Origin of the sequence: Stenotrophomonas rhizophila, from assembly GCF_007667275.1 — a bacterium.
GTDB classification, from domain to species: domain Bacteria; phylum Pseudomonadota; class Gammaproteobacteria; order Xanthomonadales; family Xanthomonadaceae; genus Stenotrophomonas; species Stenotrophomonas maltophilia_AE.
The window spans coordinates 146,682-168,149 of sequence record NZ_VDQT01000004.1 but is presented as its reverse complement, the minus strand read 5'-3'; the positions used below and the strand labels follow the sequence as shown (position 1 = coordinate 168,149).

At 68.7% G+C, this 21,468-nt stretch carries 18 protein-coding genes; 6 read left to right on the top strand and 12 right to left on the bottom strand.

What is annotated here, in order from left to right; translation table 11 throughout:
* Window positions 1–75: 75 nt before the first annotated feature.
* The 4 genes from FSZ13_RS13740 to FSZ13_RS13730 all read right to left on the bottom strand — a co-directional run bounded on the left by FSZ13_RS13740 (window position 76) and on the right by FSZ13_RS13730 (window position 3,911).
* Complete coding sequence (locus tag FSZ13_RS13740; protein WP_145480638.1) at window positions 76–2,016, bottom strand: M56 family metallopeptidase; 1,941 nt, start codon at window positions 2,014–2,016, stop codon at window positions 76–78.
* Window positions 2,017–2,019: 3 nt separating this feature from the next.
* The gene (locus FSZ13_RS13735) at window positions 2,020–2,406 is read right to left on the bottom strand and encodes a BlaI/MecI/CopY family transcriptional regulator (protein WP_145480636.1); all 387 of its coding nucleotides are present in this window, start codon (window positions 2,404–2,406) and stop codon (window positions 2,020–2,022) included.
* Window positions 2,407–2,514: 108 nt separating this feature from the next.
* Window positions 2,515–2,661 (bottom strand): hypothetical protein, encoded by a 147-nt coding sequence (locus FSZ13_RS18495; RefSeq protein ID WP_186308948.1) that lies wholly within the window; start codon window positions 2,659–2,661, stop codon window positions 2,515–2,517.
* A 149-nt stretch (window positions 2,662–2,810) separates the two neighbouring features.
* A complete protein-coding gene (locus FSZ13_RS13730; protein WP_145480634.1) occupies window positions 2,811–3,911 on the bottom strand; it encodes an SDR family oxidoreductase in 1,101 nt (366 codons plus the stop codon).
* 175 nt (window positions 3,912–4,086) lie between these two features.
* Here FSZ13_RS13730 and FSZ13_RS13725 point away from each other — a divergent pair, with 175 nt between their 5' ends.
* The gene (locus FSZ13_RS13725; protein ID WP_145480632.1) at window positions 4,087–4,428 is read left to right on the top strand and encodes a hypothetical protein; all 342 of its coding nucleotides are present in this window, start codon (window positions 4,087–4,089) and stop codon (window positions 4,426–4,428) included.
* A gap of 145 nt (window positions 4,429–4,573) precedes the next feature.
* On the opposite strand, the gene FSZ13_RS13720 is transcribed toward FSZ13_RS13725, so the two are convergent.
* On the bottom strand, window positions 4,574–5,629 hold the full coding sequence (locus FSZ13_RS13720) for a DNA topoisomerase IB (protein WP_145480630.1): 1,056 nt from the start codon (window positions 5,627–5,629) through the stop codon (window positions 4,574–4,576).
* A 137-nt stretch (window positions 5,630–5,766) separates the two neighbouring features.
* Here FSZ13_RS13720 and FSZ13_RS13715 point away from each other — a divergent pair, with 137 nt between their 5' ends.
* From FSZ13_RS13715 to FSZ13_RS13705, 3 genes are all read left to right on the top strand, one after another.
* A complete protein-coding gene (locus tag FSZ13_RS13715; protein ID WP_145480628.1) occupies window positions 5,767–6,183 on the top strand; it encodes an I78 family peptidase inhibitor in 417 nt (138 codons plus the stop codon).
* Window positions 6,184–6,360: 177 nt separating this feature from the next.
* Window positions 6,361–10,815, top strand: a complete 4,455-nt coding sequence (gltB, locus tag FSZ13_RS13710; RefSeq protein ID WP_145480626.1) for a glutamate synthase large subunit — start codon at window positions 6,361–6,363, stop codon at window positions 10,813–10,815.
* A gap of 80 nt (window positions 10,816–10,895) precedes the next feature.
* The gene (locus FSZ13_RS13705; protein WP_145480624.1) at window positions 10,896–12,341 is read left to right on the top strand and encodes an FAD-dependent oxidoreductase; all 1,446 of its coding nucleotides are present in this window, start codon (window positions 10,896–10,898) and stop codon (window positions 12,339–12,341) included.
* A gap of 130 nt (window positions 12,342–12,471) precedes the next feature.
* Here FSZ13_RS13705 and FSZ13_RS13700 read toward each other — a convergent pair whose 3' ends face one another.
* Complete coding sequence (locus FSZ13_RS13700; protein ID WP_145480622.1) at window positions 12,472–12,744, bottom strand: hypothetical protein; 273 nt, start codon at window positions 12,742–12,744, stop codon at window positions 12,472–12,474.
* Between the two features lie 214 nt (window positions 12,745–12,958).
* Here FSZ13_RS13700 and FSZ13_RS13695 point away from each other — a divergent pair, with 214 nt between their 5' ends.
* Window positions 12,959–13,837 (top strand): methylglyoxal synthase, encoded by an 879-nt coding sequence (locus tag FSZ13_RS13695; protein ID WP_145480620.1) that lies wholly within the window; start codon window positions 12,959–12,961, stop codon window positions 13,835–13,837.
* On the opposite strand, the gene FSZ13_RS13690 is transcribed toward FSZ13_RS13695, so the two are convergent.
* The 4 genes from FSZ13_RS13690 to ttcA all read right to left on the bottom strand — a co-directional run bounded on the left by FSZ13_RS13690 (window position 13,756) and on the right by ttcA (window position 17,321).
* A complete protein-coding gene (locus FSZ13_RS13690) occupies window positions 13,756–14,400 on the bottom strand; it encodes a hypothetical protein (RefSeq protein WP_145480618.1) in 645 nt (214 codons plus the stop codon). The two genes, FSZ13_RS13695 and FSZ13_RS13690, sit on opposite strands and share 82 nt — an antisense overlap.
* Before the next feature lie 152 nt (window positions 14,401–14,552).
* Window positions 14,553–15,335, bottom strand: coding sequence for a M48 family metallopeptidase (locus FSZ13_RS13685; protein WP_145480615.1), 783 nt, complete (start codon window positions 15,333–15,335; stop codon window positions 14,553–14,555).
* A gap of 127 nt (window positions 15,336–15,462) precedes the next feature.
* Window positions 15,463–16,368 (bottom strand): recombination-associated protein RdgC, encoded by a 906-nt coding sequence (locus tag FSZ13_RS13680; protein ID WP_145480613.1) that lies wholly within the window; start codon window positions 16,366–16,368, stop codon window positions 15,463–15,465.
* 53 nt (window positions 16,369–16,421) lie between these two features.
* Complete coding sequence (gene ttcA, locus FSZ13_RS13675) at window positions 16,422–17,321, bottom strand: tRNA 2-thiocytidine(32) synthetase TtcA (protein WP_145480611.1); 900 nt, start codon at window positions 17,319–17,321, stop codon at window positions 16,422–16,424.
* 96 nt (window positions 17,322–17,417) lie between these two features.
* Between ttcA and FSZ13_RS13670 the strand changes: the two genes are divergently transcribed.
* Window positions 17,418–17,621 (top strand): YdcH family protein, encoded by a 204-nt coding sequence (locus tag FSZ13_RS13670; protein ID WP_145480609.1) that lies wholly within the window; start codon window positions 17,418–17,420, stop codon window positions 17,619–17,621.
* 170 nt (window positions 17,622–17,791) lie between these two features.
* Here the strand turns inward: FSZ13_RS13670 and plsB are convergent, their stop codons facing one another.
* Window positions 17,792–20,455 (bottom strand): glycerol-3-phosphate 1-O-acyltransferase PlsB, encoded by a 2,664-nt coding sequence (plsB, locus tag FSZ13_RS13665; protein ID WP_145480607.1) that lies wholly within the window; start codon window positions 20,453–20,455, stop codon window positions 17,792–17,794.
* Complete coding sequence (locus tag FSZ13_RS13660; RefSeq protein ID WP_186308947.1) at window positions 20,455–21,438, bottom strand: hypothetical protein; 984 nt, start codon at window positions 21,436–21,438, stop codon at window positions 20,455–20,457. The genes plsB and FSZ13_RS13660 overlap by 1 nt, the downstream gene beginning before the upstream one ends.
* Window positions 21,439–21,468 lie beyond the last annotated feature (30 nt).

Here is a 21,468-nt window from a genome sequence, read left to right as displayed (position 1 = left end):
GAGCCACGCCCTGCGTGGCTGCGCGCCCCCCCCGCCAAGGTGCGGCCACGCCCTGCGTGGCCACACCTGGACGCCTTACCGCACCCGCTGCGCCGTACCGTTGGCCAGGGCCTGGTCGATGGCACTGCGCACATCGCGCGCCACCTTCGCCGACGCCACACTCTGGCGTGCCGCCAACGCCTCCTGCTGGCGGGCCAAGCCCTCCTGCTGGAGCGCAAGCTGGGCCTGTTGTGCGGCAGCCTGCTCGATCTGCTGCTGGCGGGCCTGATCGTCGCGCGCCTGCGCGGGCTGCTGGCGGGCCTGCCCGCTGGCGCGACGTGCAACCGCCGCAGCGTCCACCGTGCTGCGCCCGGAGCGCGCTGCCTGGTTTGCCATTTCCGCAGCGTCGGCCGCCATGACCTCCCGGCTTGCGGCAAGCGCGTCCAGGCTGACCTGCTGCGCGATGGTCGAGATGCGCTCGCCCAGGCGACCCTGCTGCTCGCCCAGCCGGCCCTGCTGTTCACCCAGTTCGCCCTGCGCGCGGCCGAGCGCCGCGACCTCCTTCTGCGACTGGCTGAGCGAGCGGATCAGCGCCGGATCGCGGATCACGTAACGTTCGTTGCCGCGGCGCACCCACAGCACCGATTCACCCTTGCCGGTATCGCGCTGCGACTGCTTCAGGTCGGCCATCGACGCGTCCACGAAGTTGTCCTCGCCCATGCGCAACACGTAGGCCTGCGACGATTGGTGCGACAGATCGAGGCGACCATGGGTGACCAGCGTGGTGCTGCTGCCGGTGTGGTTGACCTGAGTGCTGCCCACTGGATCCGGATGCGGCGCTGCTGGCGCGCGGGGTGCAGCAGGTGCCGAAGGCACGGCCGGTGCAGCGGGTGCCGCTGCCGGGCGCGGGGCGGCGGCGGGGCGCGGTATCGGGGCCGGCGTGGGTGCCGCCGGTGCCTTGGGCGCGGTGGGCACCGGCGGCAGTGCCGGGGCGGCGGCCAGCGCGGGCGGTGCCGGCGGTACCGGCGGTACCGCCGCGACCAGCCGCAGCGGGGCGACACCGACCAGTACGAACACGGCCGTCACCGCCACCGATACCGCGCGCGGCAGCGAGCCGGTCTGTTGCAGGGTCAGCAGCCGACGCTTCAGGCTGCGGAAGTTCGGCGATGCACTGGCCACGCCTACCGCCGGACGCGGCGCCACGCCCAGCTGCACCAGCAGGCGGCCATAGTCATGGCGGCAGTGGCCATGCCCTGCCACCACGGCGCTGTCGCAGGCCTCTTCGCGCGCCAGCGCGTACTCGCGCGCCGCCAGGTGTATCAAGGGATGGAAGAACAGCAGGTGCTGCGCCAGCGCGGGCAGCAGCCCCCACCACAGGTCGCGGCGTTGCAGATGCACCAGTTCATGTGTCAGCGCCATGTCCAGATCATCCGCCGCCATCGCCGGCAGCTCACGTGCCGGCAGCAGCAACACCGGATTCCAGGGCCCGATCAGCTGCGGCGAGGTGATCTGCGCGGAAATCTTCAGCTGCGGCGGGCGTGCCAGTCCATGCGCTTCTGCAGCCAGCTGCAGCGCCTGCTGCAGGTTGGAATCCGTGCACGCCGCGGCACTGCGCACCAGCGCGCGGCTCTGCCGATACGCGCGCAGGCTGTGCAGCAGCATCACCAGCACACCGGCCGCCCACAGCGCGAGCAGCGCCGTTTGCCAGGACAGCGTGGGCACCAGCGCGGTCGTGGCCGCTGGCGGCGCCACGTCGACCATCGCCCCGGTCAGTTCCATCTGCACCGGCACCATCGGCTGCGCAGCCATCGTGGCGGTGTCGATGCCCGGCGCGGGCAGCACCGCCAGTTCCAGCGGACTGCTCCAGACCAGCCCCAGCACTGCCTGCAGCGCAACCAGCCACCACAGCCGGCAGCGCGTGGCTGCGGGCAGGCGCGGCAGCAGCCGGCACACGCCCCACACCAGTGCCACCAGCACCGCACTCTGCACGGAGGTCCAGGCCAGGCGGGTCAGCAGTTCCATCATCGTGGTATCCATGGCTCAGCCCTCCCGCTTGCGCGACTGCAGCTGCGCGACCAGCGCTTCCAGCTCGGCCAGTTCGCTGTCGCTGACGTCGGCCTTGTGCGACATGAACGCCACGAATGGCGACACCGACCCCTGCAGGGTCTTCTCCACGAAGCTGGCCACCGCCCCCTGGACCACGCTGTCCTGTTCGCCGGTGGCCGAGTAGCGGTACACGCCCTCGACCTGCTGGCGCTGCAGGTAAGACTTGCCGCGCAGGCGTTCCATCATGGTCAGCACGGTGGAGCGGGCCAGGCCACGCTCCTCGCCGAAGCCGGCCGCCACTTCCCCGACGCTGGCGTCGTCCTGTTCCGCTATGTACTGCAGCAGGGCCAGTTCCTGGTCCCCGATGGTCTTGCCGCGCATGGCACACTCCGTTGACTACACGTGTAGCCACGGTGCCAGTGACTACACGTGTCGTCAAGTGCCGGAGGGCGCGCGCCGACGAACGGTAGCGCGGCTCTGGATAGCCCGTTACGCCTGCAGGTCCTTTTCGACCGACGCTGCTGAGGCGTTCTCCGCCTTCGCCAACTGTTTGCCCCCGTGATAGCCGAAGACAAACAGGCCGAAAGCGATCGATAAGGCTGCAAGGATTACTTTGCCCTCTTTGCGGCTTGCCATTGACACTCTCCCTTTCCGTGTGAAGTCCTGGACCTGCCGGCGTTTACGCATGCATGGCAGTCGAGGCTATCGTATTCATCGATACGTTTGTATCAGGCAATTCCCATGCATGAGCCGATGGCCCCCAATAGCGCCACCGGTTGTCCTGCTCACCCTCGCGGGCCGCCCATGACGGGCAGTATCACGCCGCTGATGTAGCTGGCGGTGATCGGGGAGGCCAGGAACACATACGCCGGCGACAGTTCCTCCGGCTGCGCGGGGCGGCCCATGTCGCTGTCCTTGCCGAATTCGGCCACGTCCGGTGCCTGCTTGTCGGCCGGGTTGAGCGGCGTCCACACCGGTCCCGGCGCGACCGCGTTGACCCGGATGCCGCGTGGCAGCAGCTGGCTGGCCAGGGCCTTGGTAAAGGCGTGGATGGCGCCCTTGGTGGCGGAATAGTCGATCAGCGCCTTGCTCCCGAACAGGCCGGTCTCCGACCCGCTGTTGATGATGCAGCCGCCTTCCTGCAGGTGCGGCAGCACTGCACGCGCCATCTGGATGTAGCCGCCGATGTTGGTCTGCAAGGTTTCCTGCAGGTGCTCGTCTTCCAGGTCTTCCAGGCGCTCGCAGTGCAGCTGGAACGCCGCGTTGTTGACCAGGATGTCGATGCCGCCGAACGCCTTGGCTACCTGTTTGACCGCCTTGTTGCAGAATTTCGGATCGCGCACGTCGCCGGCGATGACCACGCAGCGGGTGCCTTCGGCTTCCACGTGCTGGCGCGTGACGTCGGCGTCCTCCTTTTCGTCCAGGTGCAACACCGCCACGTCCGCACCTTCGCGGGCGAACAGCACCGCTACCGCGCGGCCGATGCCGGAGTCGGCGCCGGTGATGATCGCGCGCTTGCCCTGCAGCTTGCCGCTGCCCACGTAGTCGGGCGCGAGGAAGCGCGGGGCGAGGTCCAGTTCGTGCTCGTTGCCGGGCTTGGCAATGTGCTGGGCCGGCATGGTCTCCGGCTGCTTGCGGCTACCGGCCTGGGTGGCCTTCTTCGCCGCCTTCTTGCTGGCCTTCTTCGCCGCAGCGCGCGCGTCCTTGGCCTTTTCCTGGTCCTGCAGGCGACGCTGGCGTGCCGCCACACGGGCCGCGCGCGGGTCGGTGGCGGCCGCCTTGCGGGTGGCGGTCTTGACCACCGGAGTGCGCTCGCGGACGGGCTTCGCATCCTGGGCGATGGGCTTGGAGGCGGCGGTTTTGCGGGTCTTTCTGGCGGTGGCCATGATGTGCTCCTTCAACGCGTGGCCCGTGCCGGGAGGAAGTGGCAGGGCACAGGCAGTGTGGCCAACCGCACCGTCGCAGCCGGTGAATGGCATGTCGCCACACTGTGTATGGCTTCATCCGCCGCATACGCGCGCGGCGGCATCGTGGGCACCAGAATCCCGCTGGAGTGCTGCCATGTTGCGTCCCCTGTTTGCCGTTGCCGCTTTGACCGTCCTGTCCGCCTGCAGCAGTACGCCGGTCGCGCAGGTGCAGCCCATTGATGGCGTCATTTCGGGCCAGTGCCACGTGGACAAGGTGCGCGGCGCCGTCGGCCTGGCCGCATCGGCCGCCACCGTCGAACGCGCGCGGGTGGACAGCGACAGCCTCGAGGTGGTGGTGGTGCGCGGGCAGCGCGCGGAGAGTGGTGCCACCGCGAGTGGTGCGGCGAGCGCTACGCCGGGTCCGGAAAGTGGGGGGGAGCGGCTGACCATCGAGACCGGGCGTACCAACAACATCACCGCCGTGTTCTGCGGTTGATCGAGGTTGATGGGCGCGGTTGGACCGCTTGGGCCGACCAACGGTCGGCGCTACCGCGGCGGTCGGGGACGTTTTCCCGTGACGGCGGTGGGCGTGTCCGGTGACGGTTGTGGACGTTATCGCGGTGGCCGTGGCCGCAGCGGGATCAGCGGGCCTTGCGGGTCTTTTTCCTTGCCATGCGCAGGAACTTGAGCGTGGCCTGCTCCCATTGGCGGTCGCCGCGCAGGGTGGCCAGCTTCACCAATGAGCCGGCGCGCCAGCCGTCGAACACGCTGGGGTCGATGTAGGCCTTGCGGCACACGGCCGGCGTGTTGCCGAGGCGTGCGGCCACCTGGCAGATGACCTCCTTCTGCAGCGCGGCCAGCGCGCGCTCGCTGGGCGACTCCGGCAGCGCGGTGGCCGCGAAATGGCGCAGCGCCGCCACGGTGCCGCCCCAGGTGCGGAAGTCCTTGGCACTGAAGTCCTCGCCCATCGCGTCGCGCAGGTAGGCGTTGACCTGGCCCGAGTCCACCGGCTGGATGGTGCCGTCGTCGTCGCGGTACTGGAACAGGGCCTGGCCCGGCAACTGCTGGCAGCGTCGGATCAGCTCGACCAGGCGCTGGTCGTTGATCTCCACCTCGTGCTCCTGGCCCGACTTGCCCCGGAAGCGCATGCGTGCGCGCCCGCCGCGCACCAGCTCCAGGTGGCGGTTGCGCAATGTGGTCAGCCCATACGAACGGTTGTCGCGGGCGTACTCGGGGTTGCCCACGCGGACCAGGGTCTCGGCCAGCAGCGCCACCACGATGGCCAGCACCTTGTCCTGCGGCAGCCCCGGCAGCTTGAGGTCGCGGCGCAGGCGCCGCCGCAGTGTTGGCAGCGCCTGGCCGAAGGCGATCACCCGGTCGAACTTGCCATCGCCGCGCACCCGCGCCCAGTCCGCGTGGTATCGGTACTGCTTGCGCCGCCGCGCGTCGCGCCCGGTAGCCTGCAGGTGGCCGTTGTCCAATGCGCAGATCCAGACCTCGGTGTAGGCCGGGGGGATGGCGAGTGCGCGGATCCGGGCCAGGGTGGCCGCGTCGCGCACTGCGTGCCCGTCCGCATCGCGGTAACTGAAACCTTTGCCGGCCTTGCGCCGGGCGATGCCGGGCTGGTCGTCGCTGACATAGCGCAGGCCGGCCTGGCGGGCGGCGGCGACTTCGGGGGTGGCAAGGCGTGCGGGCATGGAGGCAGCGGCGGGAACGGGCCTGCAGTGTGGTCGGTGGCGCGGCGATGCCGCGTCAATAACAGAAGACAAACACCTCACGCGGCGGCTCGGGATATGCTCTTGCCCTTCCTGGTTTCCAACCTTCCGGAGTCTCGATGTCGTCCTTGTCGTCCCGCCGCGTGCTGCCCTCCATCGCTCCCAGACTCCTGGGCGCTCTCCTGCTCCCGACCGTGCTGTTGCTGGGCGCCTGCAAGGCCCCGCCGATGGACGAACAGGACGCGGCAGGTGCCCACGCACAGAAGGCGGCAGAAGAAGCCGCCGCTCCCGCCGATGCCACCGCGGGCAAAGCCACTGAAGCGCCACCGGTCGGCAACTGCGACGCCAACCAGGTACAGAGCCTGATCGGCCAGGCCTATTCCGAGGAAATCGGTGGCCAGGCGCAGCAGGATGCCAATGCCCGCGAACTGCGCGTGCTCAAGCCCACCGATATGACCACCATGGAATTCGTGGGCGAACGCCTGAACGTTGAAGTGGACGAAAAGGGTGTTGTCACCGGCGTGCGCTGCGGCTGAATTGGCGGCACGGAAACCGGGCGGAACGCCCGGTTTCCAACGGGTTTGGTTGCGCCTGCAACGGTGTATTGCGGCGTTGCAGCAACTGTGCTCTAGTCGAAGCATCCGGTGCCTCCAGATGCGCTCGACGGATTGAGCGGGGACGAGTGTCGCCGCTCACCCGACTTAGAGGCAGAGATGGCCCCCCGCAACCGCCAAGGGCTTTACGACCCGCAAGACGAACGCGATGCCTGTGGTTTCGGCATGGTCGCGCAACTGGATGACCAGCCGTCCCGGCTGCTGGTCGACACCGCGATTGCCGCGCTTTCGCGCATGACCCATCGTGGCGGCGTCGCCGCCGACGGCATCACCGGTGACGGCTGCGGCCTGCTGCTGCGCCGCCCGGACGCCTTCCTGAAAGCCCTCGCTGCCGAAGCCGGCATCCAGCTCGGTACGCGCCATGCTGCCGGCGTGGTGTTCCTGCCGCACGATGCGGCCGCCGCGCAGGCCTGCCGCGACACCCTCGAACAGCAGCTGCGCGATGCCGGCTGCCAGCCGCTGGGTTGGCGCGTGGTGCCCACCGACCCCAGCGTGTGTGGCCAGCTTGCGCGCGACACCCTGCCGCAGATCGAACAGGTATTCGTCGACGCCGGCCACGGCCAGGACGAAGCCGCCTTCACCCTGGCCCTGTTCCTGGCCCGTCGCCGCAGCGAACAGCAGCTGCGCGAACACGCCGACTACTACGTCACCACGCTCAGCCCGAATGCGATCAGCTACAAGGGAATGGTGCTGCCGGACAAGCTGAGCCGGTTCTACCCGGACCTGCAGCGCAACGACCTGGCCTCCAGCGCGATCGTGTTCCACCAGCGCTTCTCCACCAACACGCTGCCGCGCTGGCCGCTGGCGCATCCGTTCCGCATGCTCGCCCACAACGGCGAGATCAACACCATCGAAGGCAACCGGCGCTGGGCGCAGGCGCGCAGCAAGGTGTGGAAGACCCCGCGTTTCGACATCGCCGAGTTCGACCCGGTGATCTCCATGCACGGCTCGGATTCGCAGAGCCTGGACAACATGCTGGAGCTGATGGTCAGCGCCGGCATGGACCTGATCCAGGCGCTGCGCATCCTGGTGCCGCCGGCGACCCAGTCGCTGGAGTTCAAGGACGCCGACCTGGCCGCGTTCTACGAGTTCTACGGCCTCAACAGCGAGCCGTGGGACGGGCCGGCCGGCATCGTCGCCTGCGATGGCCGCTATGCGGCCTGCACGCTGGACCGCAACGGACTGCGCCCGGCGCGCTGGATGCTCACCTCCGACCGCCACTTCCTGGTCGCCTCCGAAGCCGGCGTGTGGGAAGTCCCGGCCGAGCGCGTAGTGCGCAAGGGCAAGCTGGGCCCGGGTGAGATGATGGCCATCGACCTCAAACGCGGCGACCTGCTGGATTCGGATGCCATCGACCGCATCAACCGCGGCCGCGCGCCGTACAAGCAGTGGCTGCAGCAGGGCGTGACCTACCTGCAGACCGAGCTGATCGACCCGTCGCTGGTGGAGGAGCCGTTCGACGAGCGCACCCTGCGCAGCTACCACAAGCTGTTCCAGCTCAGCACCGAGGAAGTGGAGCAGATCCTGCGCCCGCTGGCCGAGACCGAGCAGGAAGCCACCGGTTCGATGGGCGATGACACCCCGATGGCGGTGCTCAGCCAGCAGAGCCGTCCGCTGTACGACTATTTCCGCCAGGCCTTCGCGCAGGTCACCAACCCGCCGATCGACCCGCTGCGGGAAGACTGCGTGATGTCGCTCACCACCCAGCTCGGCAAGGAGACCAACATCTTCCATGCCGGCGCGGAGACGGTGAACCACGTCATCCTCAATTCGCCGGTGCTCAGCCAGCGCAAGCTGCGCCAGCTGATCAAGATGCCGCAGTACGTGGACCGCAACCGGCTCATCGACCTGTCCTACAGCCTGGACGAAGGGCTGAAGGCCGGTATCGAACGCATCTGCGCCGAAGCCGAAGCGGCCGCGCGCGAAGGCATCGTCATGCTGCTGCTCAGCGACCGCTACCCGGTGGCCGACCGGCCGATGGTGCATGCGCTGCTGGCCACCAGTGCGGTGCACCACCACCTCTCCAACGCCGGGCTGCGTTGCGACGTCAACCTGATCCTGGAAACCGGCACCGCGCGCGACCCGCACCACATGGCCTGCCTGCTCGGCTTCGGCGCCACGGCGGTGTATCCGTACCTGGCCTACCAGACCCTGTTCGACCTGGGACGGCGCGGCATCCTGCAGCTGAAGAAGGGCGGCGAGCAGTCGCAGATCGGTCGCAGCTACCGCAAGGGCATCTACAAGGGCCTGTCCAAGATCATCTCCAAGATGGGCATTTGTACCGTGGCCAGTTACCGCGGCGCGCAGCTGTTCGAGATCGTCGGCCTGGATGACGAAGTGGTCGACCTGTGCTTCCCCGAGACCCCGTCGCGGGTGGCGGGCGTGGGCTTCGCACGGCTGGACGACGAGGCCCGCGAACTCACCGTGCGCGCCTGGAACGACCTGCTGCGCCCGGACGTGGGCGGCGTGCTGAAGTACGTGCACGGCGGCGAGTACCACATGTACAACCCGGACGTGGTCATGACCCTGCAGCGCGCCGCGCGCAGCGGGGAGGCGGCCGACTGGCAGCGCTACTGCGAAGCGGTGCACGGCCGGCCGGTCTCGGCCCTGCGCGACCTGCTGCAGCTCAAGGCGGCGCCGACGCCGACCCCGCTGGATGAAGTGGCCCCGGCCGAAGACCTGTTCCGCCGCTTCGATACCGCCGCGATCAGCCTCGGCGCGCTCTCGCCTGAAGCGCACGAAGCACTGGCCATCGCCATGAACCGGCTGGGCGGGCGCAGCAACTCCGGCGAAGGCGGCGAAGATCCGGTCCGCTACGGTACGAACAAGCGCAGCAAGATCAAGCAGGTGGCCTCGGGCCGCTTCGGCGTCACCGCCGAATACCTGGTGAATGCCGAAGTGCTGCAGATCAAGGTGGCCCAGGGCGCCAAGCCCGGCGAAGGCGGGCAGCTGCCCGGCCACAAGGTCAACGAGCTGATCGCGCGGCTGCGCTATGCCAAACCGGGCATCGGCCTGATCTCACCGCCGCCGCACCACGACATCTATTCGATCGAAGACCTGGCCCAGCTGATCTACGACCTCAAGCAGGTCAATCCGGATGCGCTGGTCTCGGTGAAACTGGTCTCGCATGCCGGCGTGGGCACCATTGCCGCGGGCGTGGTCAAGGCCGGTGCCGACCTGATCACCGTGTCCGGCCATGACGGCGGAACCGGTGCCAGCCCGGTCAGCTCGATCCGCTATGCGGGCGTGCCGTGGGAACTGGGCGTGGCCGAATCGCACCAGGCCCTGGTGGCCAACGACCTGCGTGGGCGCACCCTGCTGCAGACCGATGGCGGCCTGAAAACCGGGCTGGACGTGATCAAGGCGGCACTGCTGGGCGCGGACAGCTTCGGCTTCGGCACCGCGCCGATGATCGTGCTGGGCTGCAAGTACCTGCGCATCTGCCACCTCAACAACTGCGCCACCGGCGTGGCCACCCAGGACGAGCGCCTGCGCGCGCAGTACTTCACCGGCCTGCCCGAACGCGTGGAGAACTTCTTCCGGCTGCTGGCCGAGGAAGTGCGCGGCTGGCTGTCGTACCTCGGCGTGCGTTCGCTGGATGAAATCGTCGGCCGTACCGACCTGCTGCAGCAGCTGGAGGTGGCACCGCGCCCGGGGGTCAAGGTCGACCTGTCGCGCCTGCTCAACCCGGCGCAGTACGGCGGCAGCCACTGTGCCGCGCAGCGCCTGTACGAGTCGCCGGACAGCCTGGCCACGCAGATGGACGGCCTGTTGGCCCCGGCCATCGCCGGCAAGCTGGGCGGCGAACACCGCTTCCTGATCCACAACACCGACCGCTCGATCGGCACCCGCCTGTCCGGCGCGATCGCCCGCGCGCATGGCAACCAGGGCATGAGCGATGCACCGCTGACCCTGCGCTTCCGCGGTACGGCCGGGCAGAGCTTCGGCGCGTTCAATGTCGGCGGCCTGCAGCTGGAGGTCGAAGGCGAAGCCAACGACTACGTCGGCAAGGGCATGGCCGGCGGCCGCCTGGTCGTGCGCCCGCCGCGCGGTGCACGCTTCGAGGCACGCAATACGGCGATCATCGGCAACACCTGCCTGTACGGCGCCACCGGTGGCGAGCTGTTTGCTGCCGGTCGCGCCGGCGAGCGCTTCGGCGTGCGCAACTCCGGCGCGCTGGCGGTGATCGAGGGCGCCGGCGACCACTGCTGCGAGTACATGACCGACGGCATCGTGCTGGTGCTGGGCAAGGTGGGGTTGAACTTCGGTGCCGGCTTCACCGGCGGCCTGGCCTACGTGCTGGATATCGACCGCGACTTCGTGGACCGCTACAACCACGAACTGATCGACATCCACCGCATTTCCGCCGAAGGCTTCGAGAACCATCGCCAGCACCTGCACACGCTGATCAGCCGCCACCGCGAGCTCACCGGCAGCATCTGGGCGCAGCAGATCCTCGACGAGTTCCGCGACTACGTCGGCAAGTTCTGGCTGGTCAAACCCAAGGCCGCGAGCATCGAATCGCTCACCGATTCGCTGCGCCGCGCCGCGTGACGCCACGCCGGTTTCCGGACCGGCCCACTATTCGGTAGCGCCGGCCGTTGGCCGGCACCAGGAAATTCCAGGGCCTACACATGAGCCGCAAGCACGCTTTCCAGTTCCTCGACCTGCCCCGGACCATGCCGCAGCGCATCCCGGTGGAACTGCGCACCTCCGGCGACTGGGGCGAGCTGTACGGCAAGTTCGGCAAGGAAGACGCCCAGTACCAGTCCGGTCGCTGCCTGGACTGCGGCAACCCGTACTGCAGCTGGAAGTGCCCGGTACACAACGCCATTCCACAGTGGCTGCAGCTGGTGCAGGAAAACCGCATCCATGAAGCGGCCACGCTGTGCCATTCCACCAACCCGCTGCCGGAAGTGTGCGGCCGCGTGTGCCCGCAGGACCGCCTGTGCGAAGGCAGCTGCACGCTGGAGGAATTCGGCGCGGTCACCATCGGCGCGGTGGAGAAGTACATCGTCGACACCGCCCTGGCCACGGGTTGGCGCCCGGACATGACGGCGGTGGAAAGCACCGGCAAGCGGGTGGCGGTGATTGGTGCCGGCCCGGCCGGGCTGGCCTGCGCCGACCGGCTGGCGCACGCCGGCGTGCAGGCGGTCGTGTACGACCGCTACGAACAGATTGGCGGCCTGCTGCAGTTCGGCATTCCCAGCTTCAAGCTCGACAAGTCGGTGATCAGCCGCCGCCGCAACGTGCTCGAAGGCATGGGCGTGCAGTTCCGGCTGGGCGTGGAGATCGGCCGCGACGTCACCCTGGATACGCTGCTGGCCGACTACGACGCGGTGTTCGTCGGCACCGGTGCGTACCGTTACACCGATGGCGGCCTGCCCGGCCAGGACCTGAAGAACGTGCTGCCGGCGCTGCCGTTCCTGGTGCAGAACAGCCGCATCGTGAGCGGCAGCGACGCACACGGCCGGCCGATTGCCGGTTGGGAAGACACCCTGGCCCTGCCCGACCTGGAAGGCAAGCGCGTGGTGGTGCTGGGCGGCGGCGACACCGGCATGGACTGCGTGCGCAGCGCGGTGCGCCTGGGCGCGGCGCGGGTGACCTGCGCGTACCGCCGCGACGAGGCCAGCATGCCGGGCTCGGCGCGCGAAGTGGCCAATGCCCGCGAAGAAGGCGTGCGCTTCCTGTTCAACCGCCAGCCGCTGTCGATCGAGGCCGGTGCCGACGACGAAGCGATCGGCGTGACCGTGGTGGAAACCCATCTGGGCGAACCGGACGCGCAGGGCCGGCGCAGCGCGGTGCCGATCGAGGGCAGCGAATCGCTGCTGGAAGCGGACGTGGTGATCATCGCCTTCGGGTTCTCACCCACCGCACCGGAGTGGCTCACCGCGCAGGGCGTGGAAGCCGGCAGCAATGGCCGCATCCTCGCCGGCGGCGGCGGCCGCCTGCCGTTCCAGACCGCCCACCCGAAGCTGTTTGCCGGCGGCGACGCGGTACGCGGTGCGGACCTGGTGGTGACCGCCGTGGCCGAAGGCCGTGATGCGGCGGCAAGCATCGTGACGTTGATCAGCGCGTAGCGCCGGCGGATAGCCGTGGGCCGGCCAACGGCCGGCGCTACCGGTGAGTGCTGCCGGCGGGCAGACGCTACGGGTGATGACGACCAGGGCGGGTAGCGCCGGCCGTTGGCCGGCCCACGCAGCGCTGGAATCAGGCGGCTGCCCGCAAACCAGCGCGTTCGATCTCCAATGCCAACAGCAACTGGATCTCATCCAGCTGGCTGCGGATGCGGGCATTGCTGGCGGCATCGCCATGGTCGCATTCGATGTGCGCATCCAGCATGCGGGCCAGCCCCACCAGCAGCACATCGGCGTCGCCGCTGGCGGCATGGCGCAGCAGGCGCCCCAGCGCGCGGATGCGGGCACTGCGATCGTGGGCCAGCGTCTGCACCGGCGAAACGGTAGGGGAAGCGGTCAAGGGCATGTGGGGAAACCTGGGTGGCGTAGGGTGGACGCCAATGTCGGTTATGACCCCTATGGGCGCCCATGCAACTTTTACGAAAAGGTGTGAAGGCGGATGAGCGCTGGGTGGTCGGGCATTGCGTGGGACACGCGTGGCGTGTCCCACGTAGCGTTGGCGATCCAGGCAACCCAAAATGCGCCATAGAATGTCGCTTCCGGCTTAACCAAGGATCCCCATGCGCATCGGCCTGGCCGCCAATCGGCTGCACCACCACGACAAGCACGCCGCCCTGTTCCGCTGGCTGCGCGCCAGCGACAGCGGGCTGCGCGAGCTGGGCGTCGAGCTGCATGCGGTCGGGCGCACTTACGACGCGATCCAGCGGCTGGGCTTCCTGCCCGACTTCCCGACCCTGCGCCGCTATCCCAACGGCCGCGAAGGCGGGCTGATGAAGCTGGTCGCCGAAGTGGTCGGCATGGGCACGCCCGAGCGCACCCTCGACGGCGCGATCTACCTGATGGATCCGGTCGACCCCTCCTCGGTGTTCCCCGAAGCCACCGCGCTCAAGCGCCAGTGCGTCATCCACGGCAAGCCGTTCATTTCCACCGTGGCCACCGCGCGCGACTGGGTGGAGGTAGAGCGCGTGCACGCCGGCTTGTCCGCTGACCCGGGCGCCCATGACCTGCATGCCTTCGAACAGCACACGCTGGCGCTGATTGCCCACGATGCGATGAAGCCCGCCATGCTGGCCTTCGCCGACGAGCATTTCGACCTGCTGTCGCGGTTCCGCAGCCGCGTCGGTACCGGCACCACCGGCCAGCGCCTGAACGAACTTGCCTGGAGCCGCGGCTGGGCCCGGGACCAGGAATGGGTCACCCGCTATCAAAGCGGGCCGATGGGCGGCGACGCGCAGATCGCCGACCAGGTGCTCGAGGGTCGCTGCCAGCGCGCGATCTTCTTCGAAGACCCGCACGTGGCGCGCCAGCACGAGGCCGACATCCAGCTGCTGGAGCGCGCGGTCACCACCGTGACCGATCAGGCGGTCTGCATCACCGCACCGCGCGTGGCGGCGCGTTGGGCGCAGGCGGCCGCGCTGCGCGCGCAGCCGTCGCGCTGATCGCGCGGCTCCCCGCGCGCCGCATCGTCTGATTCCCGGCAGGCGCCCACCGTCGCTGGCTGCGTGTCGCCGGGGGCGGCGAAACCGTGCACGCCCTGTCCCCGTCGCCAGTCGCTGTGGCCACTGCTGCCATCGGCACTGGCGATATAGCTGCCGCGCCAATGGTCATCGCTTTCGCGTCGATCCATCCCGTGCGTGGCGATGCTGCCCTGGCGCCGCCCGGTTTCGCGGAACAGCAGGCGGAAGCGCTTGCGGTGGAACACGCTGCCATACAACCCGCCGCTGACCTCCACCCGTGTGCGTTCGCGCGCTGGCAGCGGCCGCAGGGGCCCTTGGCCGGTACGCCACTGCACGCATTCGGCCACGCCCTCCACGCGCGTGCCACTCTGCGACAGCATCACCAGGTACACCGCGTCGGCCGCGCCCCCCGGCGCAAGGCGGGTCAGGGTCCAGACCCCGGACACATCCGGCACGCGCGTCCGCAGCAGCGCTACCGTGCCAAGCACGGCCGCGGCAAGCACATTGGTAAGCACGTCGAAGGCAACCGATGCCATCGTCGACATGGGCGTTCCGGGTGGCGGCAGAAGCCGCCAGATTCCCGCGCGTCAGGCAGCGATCCCATGCAACAAGGTCGAAAGCAGCCACGCAGGGCGTGGCTCTACGACCGGGTGCGCGTAGTGCCACGCCCTGCGTGGCAAACCCCACCGAAGCAGGCTTACAGCAGCTGCCGCAGCATCGCCTTGAGCCGGCGACCTTCCAGCTGGAAGTAATCCCGCTCGGCACGCCAGGCTGGGAAACGCTGCTCCACTTCGGCCCAGAACGCCGGCGAGTGATTGGCCTGGATCAGGTGGCAGAGCTCGTGCACCAGCACGTATTCGAACGCCGACGGCCGCCCCAGCACCAGCGCAAGGTCCAGTGCCATGCTGCCGTCCGGCGCCAGCGAACCCCACTGCGAGGACATCACCTTCAGCCGCAACCGCGCCGGCGCGCGTGGCAGGCTGGGCAGGTAACGCGGCAGCCACTGGCCCACGTCGGCGCGGGTCTGCGCTTCGTAGAAGTCGCGCAGGGTGCGCTTCACCGTGGCATCGGTGCCCCGTGCGGGCAGGTGCATGCAGGCCCCGTCGTCGTCGAGCAGCAGGCGCGCATAGCGCCCGGTTTCCCAGCGCAGCGGCAACAGCTCGCCACGCAGGGGCAGCAGTCCCGATTCCCCGATCACCAGCGGCGGCGGCAGGTTCTGTGCCTGGTAGTTGCGCAGCTGGGTGGACAACCAGTCGCGGTGCTGCTGCAGGAACCGTTCGCCCATCGCCAGGCTGGCGCGTGGCGGCAGGGTCAGGCGCACGCCGCGTTCGTCCACGCTGAGCTTGATCCGGCGCGCGCGCGGGTCGCGAACGCGCAGCACGTCGATCTCCGCGTCGTCCTCCAGGCGCAGGCGCACGGTGTCGCGCTGCAGGGTCGGGGCGGCAGCCGGGGAGATCAGGCGGCGGAGGAATCCGGGCATGGGTACAGCATAGCGCTCGTGCTGGCGGGCAGATGACTGGGGACCCATCTGCGTAGAGCGGGGCTCTGCCCCGCTGACCGGATGACGTGCAGCGGGGCAGAGCCCCGCTCTACGGCGTGGGGGATGGTCAATCCGCCTTGCTGAGCTTGAAGGCTTCTTCCAGCAGCAGGAACAGGCGGCGCACCTCGCCGCTCTGCAGGGCGAAGCGGGCGTCCAGTTCAGCGCGGCGTCCGTCTTCGTCGGCGTGCTCGAGCTGGTCCAGGGCACCGTCGAGGAACTTCAGCTTGCGCACGATCAGGTCGTCGCCGAGCACGAACGACAGGTTGTCCTCGAACACCAGGGCCAGTTTGGTGACCTGCTTGCCGGCGTCCAGGTGCTTGTCGATCTCGTCGCAGCGCAGTTCCTGGTGCTGGCACTTGACCACCGCCCCGCCCTCGGCCGGGTCCTTCATTTCGCACTCTTCGCCCAGGCTCAGCCCGGTCGGCAGCGGCTCGCCGGCAATCCACCCGGTCAGGATCGAGCGCGGCGCCACTTCGGCGTTCAGCGGCATGGCCGGGAAACTGCCGAGCAGCCCGCGGATGTCGGACATCATGTTCTCGCCCTTCTTGCTGCTCGAGCAGTCCACCGCCACGAAGCCGTGGGTCAGGTCGACCAGGGCGTCGGTACGCGAGCTCTTCACGAAGGCGCGCGGCATCAGTTCGTGCAGCAGGTCGTCCTTCATGCGCTTGCGCTCGCGGCCACCCGGCTTGCGTCCTTCTTTTTCCTCGATTTCCTCCAGCTTGCGCGCCAGCAGGTCGTTGACCACCGCACCCGGCAGGATCTTGTCCTCACCGCCCACGGTCAGCCACAGCGCGTCGCCGACGCGGTGCGAGAACACGGCCTTTTCCTCCCGGCCGAACGGGGAAATGAAACCGCGCGACGACATTTCAAGCGGTCCCACCGGCTTGAGCAGGACCTGCGGCAGCAGGGTGTCGACCTCGGAAAAATCGGTGGCGGCGGGGAAGCGGAACAGCGTCAGGTTGCGAAAGAACATGGAGATCCGGAATGAAGTCGTGAAGGGAAGTGGCGACGGCAGCCGCGTGGCGCTCAGGCCAGGGCGCGGGCCTCGCCAGGGTCGGAAGCCGCGTCGGTCCAGGCCGACGCGGCACTGGGCGCGGGCGGGGTGCGGCCCAACGCCATGAAATCGAACAGGGCCGGGTCGGCCAGCTGCGAGGGATGGATGTTGCCCAGCGCACGCGCGATCTGGTCGATGCGCCCGGGGTGCTGCTGCTCCCACTGCTGCAGCATCTGCGCCACCTGTCGGCGTTGCAGGGTGTCCTGGCTGCCGCACAGCGTACACGGGATGATCGGAAACGCGCGCGCGTCGGCGTAGGCCTGGATGTCGCTCTCGCTGACATACGCCAGCGGGCGGATCACCACGTGACGGCCATCGTCGCTGCGCAGTTTCGGCGGCATCGCCGACAGCTTGGCGTGGTGGAACAGGTTGAGGAAGAAGGTGGCCACGCTGTCGTCACGGTGGTGGCCGAGCGCGATCTTGCTGAAGCCGTTTTCGGCCGCGTGCCGGTACAGCGCGCCACGGCGCAGGCGCGAGCACAGCGAACACATCGTGCGCCCTTCCGGGATCACCCGGCTGACCACCGAATAGGTGTCCTGTTCGATGATCTGGTACGCCACGCCGATCGAGGCCAGGTAGTCGGGCAACACCTGCGCGGGGAAGCCGGGTTGCTTCTGGTCCAGGTTCACCGCCACCAGTTCGAATGCCACCGGCGCCTTCTTCTGCAGCTGCAGCAGCACGTCCAGCAGGGTGTAGCTGTCCTTGCCGCCGGACAGGCAGACCATGATGCGGTCGCCGTCCTCGATCATGCCGAAGTCGGCGATCGCCTGGCCTACCTGGCGGCGCAGCCGACGCGCCAGCCTGTCCTGCGCGGCCGCGTCCACGCGCGGCGCGCGGGGGGCGGGATCGGGCAGCGGCAGGACGACGGACATCCCTGCATTCTACCGGCTCGCGGCCACGGCCATCGGTGCCTGGACGTGACTGCGTTCACTCCCGGTCGCCGTGCCGGGTGTGTATGCTCCGTCTCTGTGGATACCTATACGCCCGAGCAGATCACCCAGCGACTTGTCGTGCTCCGGCAGGAGCACCGCGAGCTGGACGTCACCATCGAGCGCATGGCCGCCAATGGCCATGACGAGTTCGAAGCCAAGCGCCTGAAGCGGCGCAAGCTGCAGTTGAAGGACTGCATCGCCAAGCTGGAAGACATGCTGATCCCGGACGAGCCGGCGTAAACAGGCAATCAGGCGTTCACGCGGACACGCATGGCGTGTCGCTACGCCGCTGTCGGCCCGTGCGGATGCGCCACGCATGTCCGTGCAGGGACGGCGACCAACGCCCAGCGTAGGGACACGCCATGCGTGTCCACGCGGCATGTGGCGACCGGTAACGGTCGCCACCTCCTTCAATCCTGGGTAACAGGTTCCTCGGGTTTTGCCGCTTCCGGGCTGACCCGCTCGATGGTGTGGCGCAGCTCGCGACCGAGGATGAACTTCGCATCCTTGGCCCAGCCATCCAGGCGCTCGTCGAACATCAACTTGCTGTTTTCGTCCGGCCACACCAGGCGCAGCTCGCGCATCTTCTGGATGAAGCCACGGAACAGGGTGCGGTCGAAGAACTCCGGCGCGGCCGGTGCGTACAACAGGCTCAAGCGCTGCGCGGCCTGCTGGCACAGGCTTTCCAGCTCGGCCGCGCCCAGCGTACCCGGGCCGTTCTTCACCAGCACCGAAATGGCGATGTAATAGCGCTCGAATGCCTGCTGCAGCGAATGGCCGATGGCACGCAGGCGGAACACTTCGTCGGTCTGCCCCGTGTTACGCGCCAGGATGCCGCCGTCGTCGTCGTTCACGTTCTGCAGCAGGCCTTCGCGCACGAATACCGCGATGGTCTGTTCGATGCGCTGGGCGAACTGGTCCTCGGTCCACGGCAGGAACAGCTCGGCCTGCAGGAACGGGTACACCGTACGACCCAGCTGCACCAGCCCGGTGCGGCTCATGCGGCGGTTGTTCTGGAAGCAGCACGCCACCCACGACGATGCGGTGAACAGGTGGATGACGTTGTTGCGGAAGTAGCTCAACAGCACCGCGGTGTCGCCGCTCACGCTGAGCACATCGCCCAGCGGGTGCTTGACCCGGGTCAGGACGTTGATTTCCTCGGCATGCGCGATGATCCGTTCCGGCGAATGCGGGGTCACGGTGACCCGGTCCGAGTACGGCATTTCGGCCAGCAGGGTCTTGCACAGTTCGATCTGCGCGATGAGGTCGGCTTCGCCCATCGCATGCTTGGGCGTGGACAGCAGCGCCAGCGCCAGCAGGTTGATCGGATTGACGTCGGCCGCGCCGTTGATGTGCACCTGGATGCGTTCGGCCAGATGGTCCACCGTGCCCGACAGCCACGCCGGCTTCTCGTCTTCGCCGACCGGCGCGCCGTCCCATTCCGGTGCCTGGCGGGCCAGCACGTCGTTGAGCGCGATCGGCTCGCCGAAGTTCACCACCACCTGCCCGTAGTTCTGCTTGAGCACCTTGGGAATGGACCACAGCAGCTGCCAGATCGATTCCTTTTCCTTCGGCCGCCCGGACAGTTCGTCCAGGTAGCTGCCGCCTTCCATCAGCTTTTCGTAGCCGATGTACACCGGCTGGAACAGCACCGGCTTGCGCGGCTGGCGCAGGAACGCACGCAGCGTCATCGAGATCATGCCGCCCTTGGGCTGCAGCAGGCGCCCGGTGCGCGAGCGCCCGCCTTCGACGAAGTACTCGATCGAGTAGCCACCGGCCACCAGCTGCGCCACGTATTCGCTCAGCACCGCCGAGTACAGCGCATTGCCGCGGATCGAGCGGCGGATGAAGAACGCGCCGCCCTTGCGCAGCAGCGTGCCCACCACCGGCAGGTTCAGGTTGATGCCGGCCACGATGTGCGGCGGCACGATGCCACGGTCGTACAGCAGGTAGGACAGCAGCAGGTAGTCCATGTGGCTGCGGTGGCTGGGCACGTAGACCACTTCATGGCCCGGTGCGGCGGCCTTGAACTTGTCCAGGTGGTGCACCAGCACGCCGGCGTAGATCCGGTTCCAGACATGGCTGAGCATGAAGCTGGCCGAACGCACCACCGGGCTGGAATAGTCGGCGGCGATTTCCCAGGCGTAGGCGTGGGCCTTCTTCCAGGCATCGGCCGGCTTGGAGTTGTCCCGCTTGGCCTGCGACGCGATGGCCTCGCGCACCGTGTCCGCTTCCAGCACCTTGTCCACCAGCAGGCGGCGGGTGGACAGGTCCGGCCCGATCACCGATTCGCGGATGCGGCGGAAGTGGGTGCGCAGGACGCGCTGGAGCTTGCGCACCGTGCGTTCGGGGTCCAGCCCCTCGTCCACGGTGGCGCGCAGCGAGATCGGCGGCGCGAAGCGCACGATGGTGCTGCGGCCGTTGAGCAGCACCGCCAGCAGGCGGCGGAAGCGGCCCACCAGCGCCCAGTTTTCCGAGAACAGCACTGCGAACCAGCCGCTCTGCTTGTCCGGCGCACGGCCGACGAAGATCGACACCGGGACCAGGTTCACGTCCAGCTCGCCGCGGGCGCGGTGGGCCTGCAGCACCTTGGCCAGGGAATCGGAGTGGGTCTTGGCGCCCCGCTGTTCAGGGATCAGCGAGTTGCTGCTGCTCCGCCGCGACAGCGCCAGGTAGGCGCGCCTGCGCCCGGTCGGGTCGCCAGCGATGGGCACCAGCGGTGACGGCAGGCCAGCCTCGCGGCAGGCCTTGTCCAGGATCAGCGCGTTGGAGAGGCCGTAGTCTTCCAGCACGTACACCACCGGGCGGCCGTCATCGTACTGGCCGGGGTGTTCGGGTTCGATCTTCAGCGCCAGCCACGGTTCGACCAGCCGGCCGAGCAGGCGCGCCCACCAGGGGCGGCGGCCGGACGGGGTGCGGGCGACCGCGGCGACCGGGCTGGGAACGATCGCCGCGGGATCGGCAGGGTCCACCGACGCGCTCACGGCGTCGGGCGACGCGGACGGGGCGTCCGGCGTCCTGGGCGGCTCTTCGCCGGGAAAAGGCAGGGGATTCTGGTTCGGCATCGGCTTCATTATGGCTTAGCCGGTGCGGAAGCACCGTCCTTGACGTCCGCGTCGCCCTCTGCTTCGGCAGCATTCCGCGCGTCTTGTTCAGCTTTCGCGGCCTCGGCGGAGGCTGCGTCGGCCGCAGCCAGCAGCGCGTCGGTCTCTTCCAGGGTGCGCGACAGATACCAGTGGCCGTCGCGGCGGGTCATGCGCACCTGGGCTTCGATCTGTTCGCCGGCCAACGGGTACTGGATCCGCAGCACGGCGGTGTCGCCCTGCTGCGACACCACTTCGCCACGCAGTCCCGTCATGGCCTCGTCGAGCGACAGCCCGTAGCTGGCCAAGGCGGTCTTGAAGGCCTTGGCGAACGGCGCCAGCCGGCGCAGGCTGTCTTCCATGCCGGCCGCCTGCAGCTGGGCGTCGGTGGACAGCCCGGCGGTGCGTGCGGTGGCGGTCAGCAGGGTGATCGTGGTCCGGGCGCGCTGCTTGTCGGTCAGCGGCGCGGCGGCGGCCCAGCGGCTCAGCGCGTCCACCACCTGGCTGTAGTGGGCGCGTTCGGTGTCGCTGTAGTCGGTCTGGTTGCGCAGGTACTGCACGCCGAACAACCCCATCGAGTGGGCGGCCTGGCGCACCCCGGTGGCCTGCCCGGCAATCTGCGCGTCGAACGAGCGCTGCAGGCGCTGCGCTGCGTCCGGCGCGGACAGCGCGGCCAGCATCGGCAGCAGTTGTCCGTCCAGCGGCAGGTCGGTCAGCGGCCAGCGGCTGTGGCCGTTGGCCCAGGCGGCCTGCAGGCGGGTGTACTGGGCCGGCGGCACCGATGCGCGGGCATAGCCGATCAGGTCGTTGTCGGCGACGTGGCGGGCGATCTGCTGCAGCGCCGCGACCGGTTCGGCCGCCGGCGCGTCCGGATCGATCGCATCGCGCTTGCACGCCCCCAGGGCCAGCAGGCCACACAGCGACAGTGACATCACCCAGGGTCGGTAGCGCCCTGTCATCAATGGCATGGACATGAATTCGGACTTCCCCGGACCGGTCCGCAT

Excerpts from the sequence above, each read along its gene's own strand:
- FSZ13_RS13700 (WP_145480622.1), bottom strand. The coding sequence starts at position 12,744 with ATGCCCTTGACCGCTTCCCCTACCGTTTCGCCGGTGCAGACGCTGGCC.
- FSZ13_RS13730 (WP_145480634.1), bottom strand. The coding sequence starts at position 3,911 with ATGGCCACCGCCAGAAAGACCCGCAAAACCGCCGCCTCCAAGCCCATC.
- FSZ13_RS13735 (WP_145480636.1), bottom strand. The coding sequence starts at position 2,406 with ATGCGCGGCAAGACCATCGGGGACCAGGAACTGGCCCTGCTGCAGTAC.
- gltB (WP_145480626.1), top strand. The coding sequence starts at position 6,361 with ATGGCCCCCCGCAACCGCCAAGGGCTTTACGACCCGCAAGACGAACGC.
- FSZ13_RS13725 (WP_145480632.1), top strand. The coding sequence starts at position 4,087 with ATGTTGCGTCCCCTGTTTGCCGTTGCCGCTTTGACCGTCCTGTCCGCC.
- FSZ13_RS13740 (WP_145480638.1), bottom strand. The coding sequence starts at position 2,016 with ATGGATACCACGATGATGGAACTGCTGACCCGCCTGGCCTGGACCTCC.
- FSZ13_RS13720 (WP_145480630.1), bottom strand. The coding sequence starts at position 5,629 with ATGCCCGCACGCCTTGCCACCCCCGAAGTCGCCGCCGCCCGCCAGGCC.
- FSZ13_RS13705 (WP_145480624.1), top strand. The coding sequence starts at position 10,896 with ATGAGCCGCAAGCACGCTTTCCAGTTCCTCGACCTGCCCCGGACCATG.
- FSZ13_RS13685 (WP_145480615.1), bottom strand. The coding sequence starts at position 15,335 with ATGCCCGGATTCCTCCGCCGCCTGATCTCCCCGGCTGCCGCCCCGACC.
- FSZ13_RS13680 (WP_145480613.1), bottom strand. The coding sequence starts at position 16,368 with ATGTTCTTTCGCAACCTGACGCTGTTCCGCTTCCCCGCCGCCACCGAT.
- FSZ13_RS13715 (WP_145480628.1), top strand. The coding sequence starts at position 5,767 with ATGTCGTCCTTGTCGTCCCGCCGCGTGCTGCCCTCCATCGCTCCCAGA.
- ttcA (WP_145480611.1), bottom strand. The coding sequence starts at position 17,321 with ATGTCCGTCGTCCTGCCGCTGCCCGATCCCGCCCCCCGCGCGCCGCGC.
- FSZ13_RS13690 (WP_145480618.1), bottom strand. The coding sequence starts at position 14,400 with ATGTCGACGATGGCATCGGTTGCCTTCGACGTGCTTACCAATGTGCTT.
- FSZ13_RS13695 (WP_145480620.1), top strand. The coding sequence starts at position 12,959 with ATGCGCATCGGCCTGGCCGCCAATCGGCTGCACCACCACGACAAGCAC.
- FSZ13_RS13660 (WP_186308947.1), bottom strand. The coding sequence starts at position 21,438 with ATGTCCATGCCATTGATGACAGGGCGCTACCGACCCTGGGTGATGTCA.
- plsB (WP_145480607.1), bottom strand. The coding sequence starts at position 20,455 with ATGAAGCCGATGCCGAACCAGAATCCCCTGCCTTTTCCCGGCGAAGAG.
- FSZ13_RS18495 (WP_186308948.1), bottom strand. The coding sequence starts at position 2,661 with ATGGCAAGCCGCAAAGAGGGCAAAGTAATCCTTGCAGCCTTATCGATC.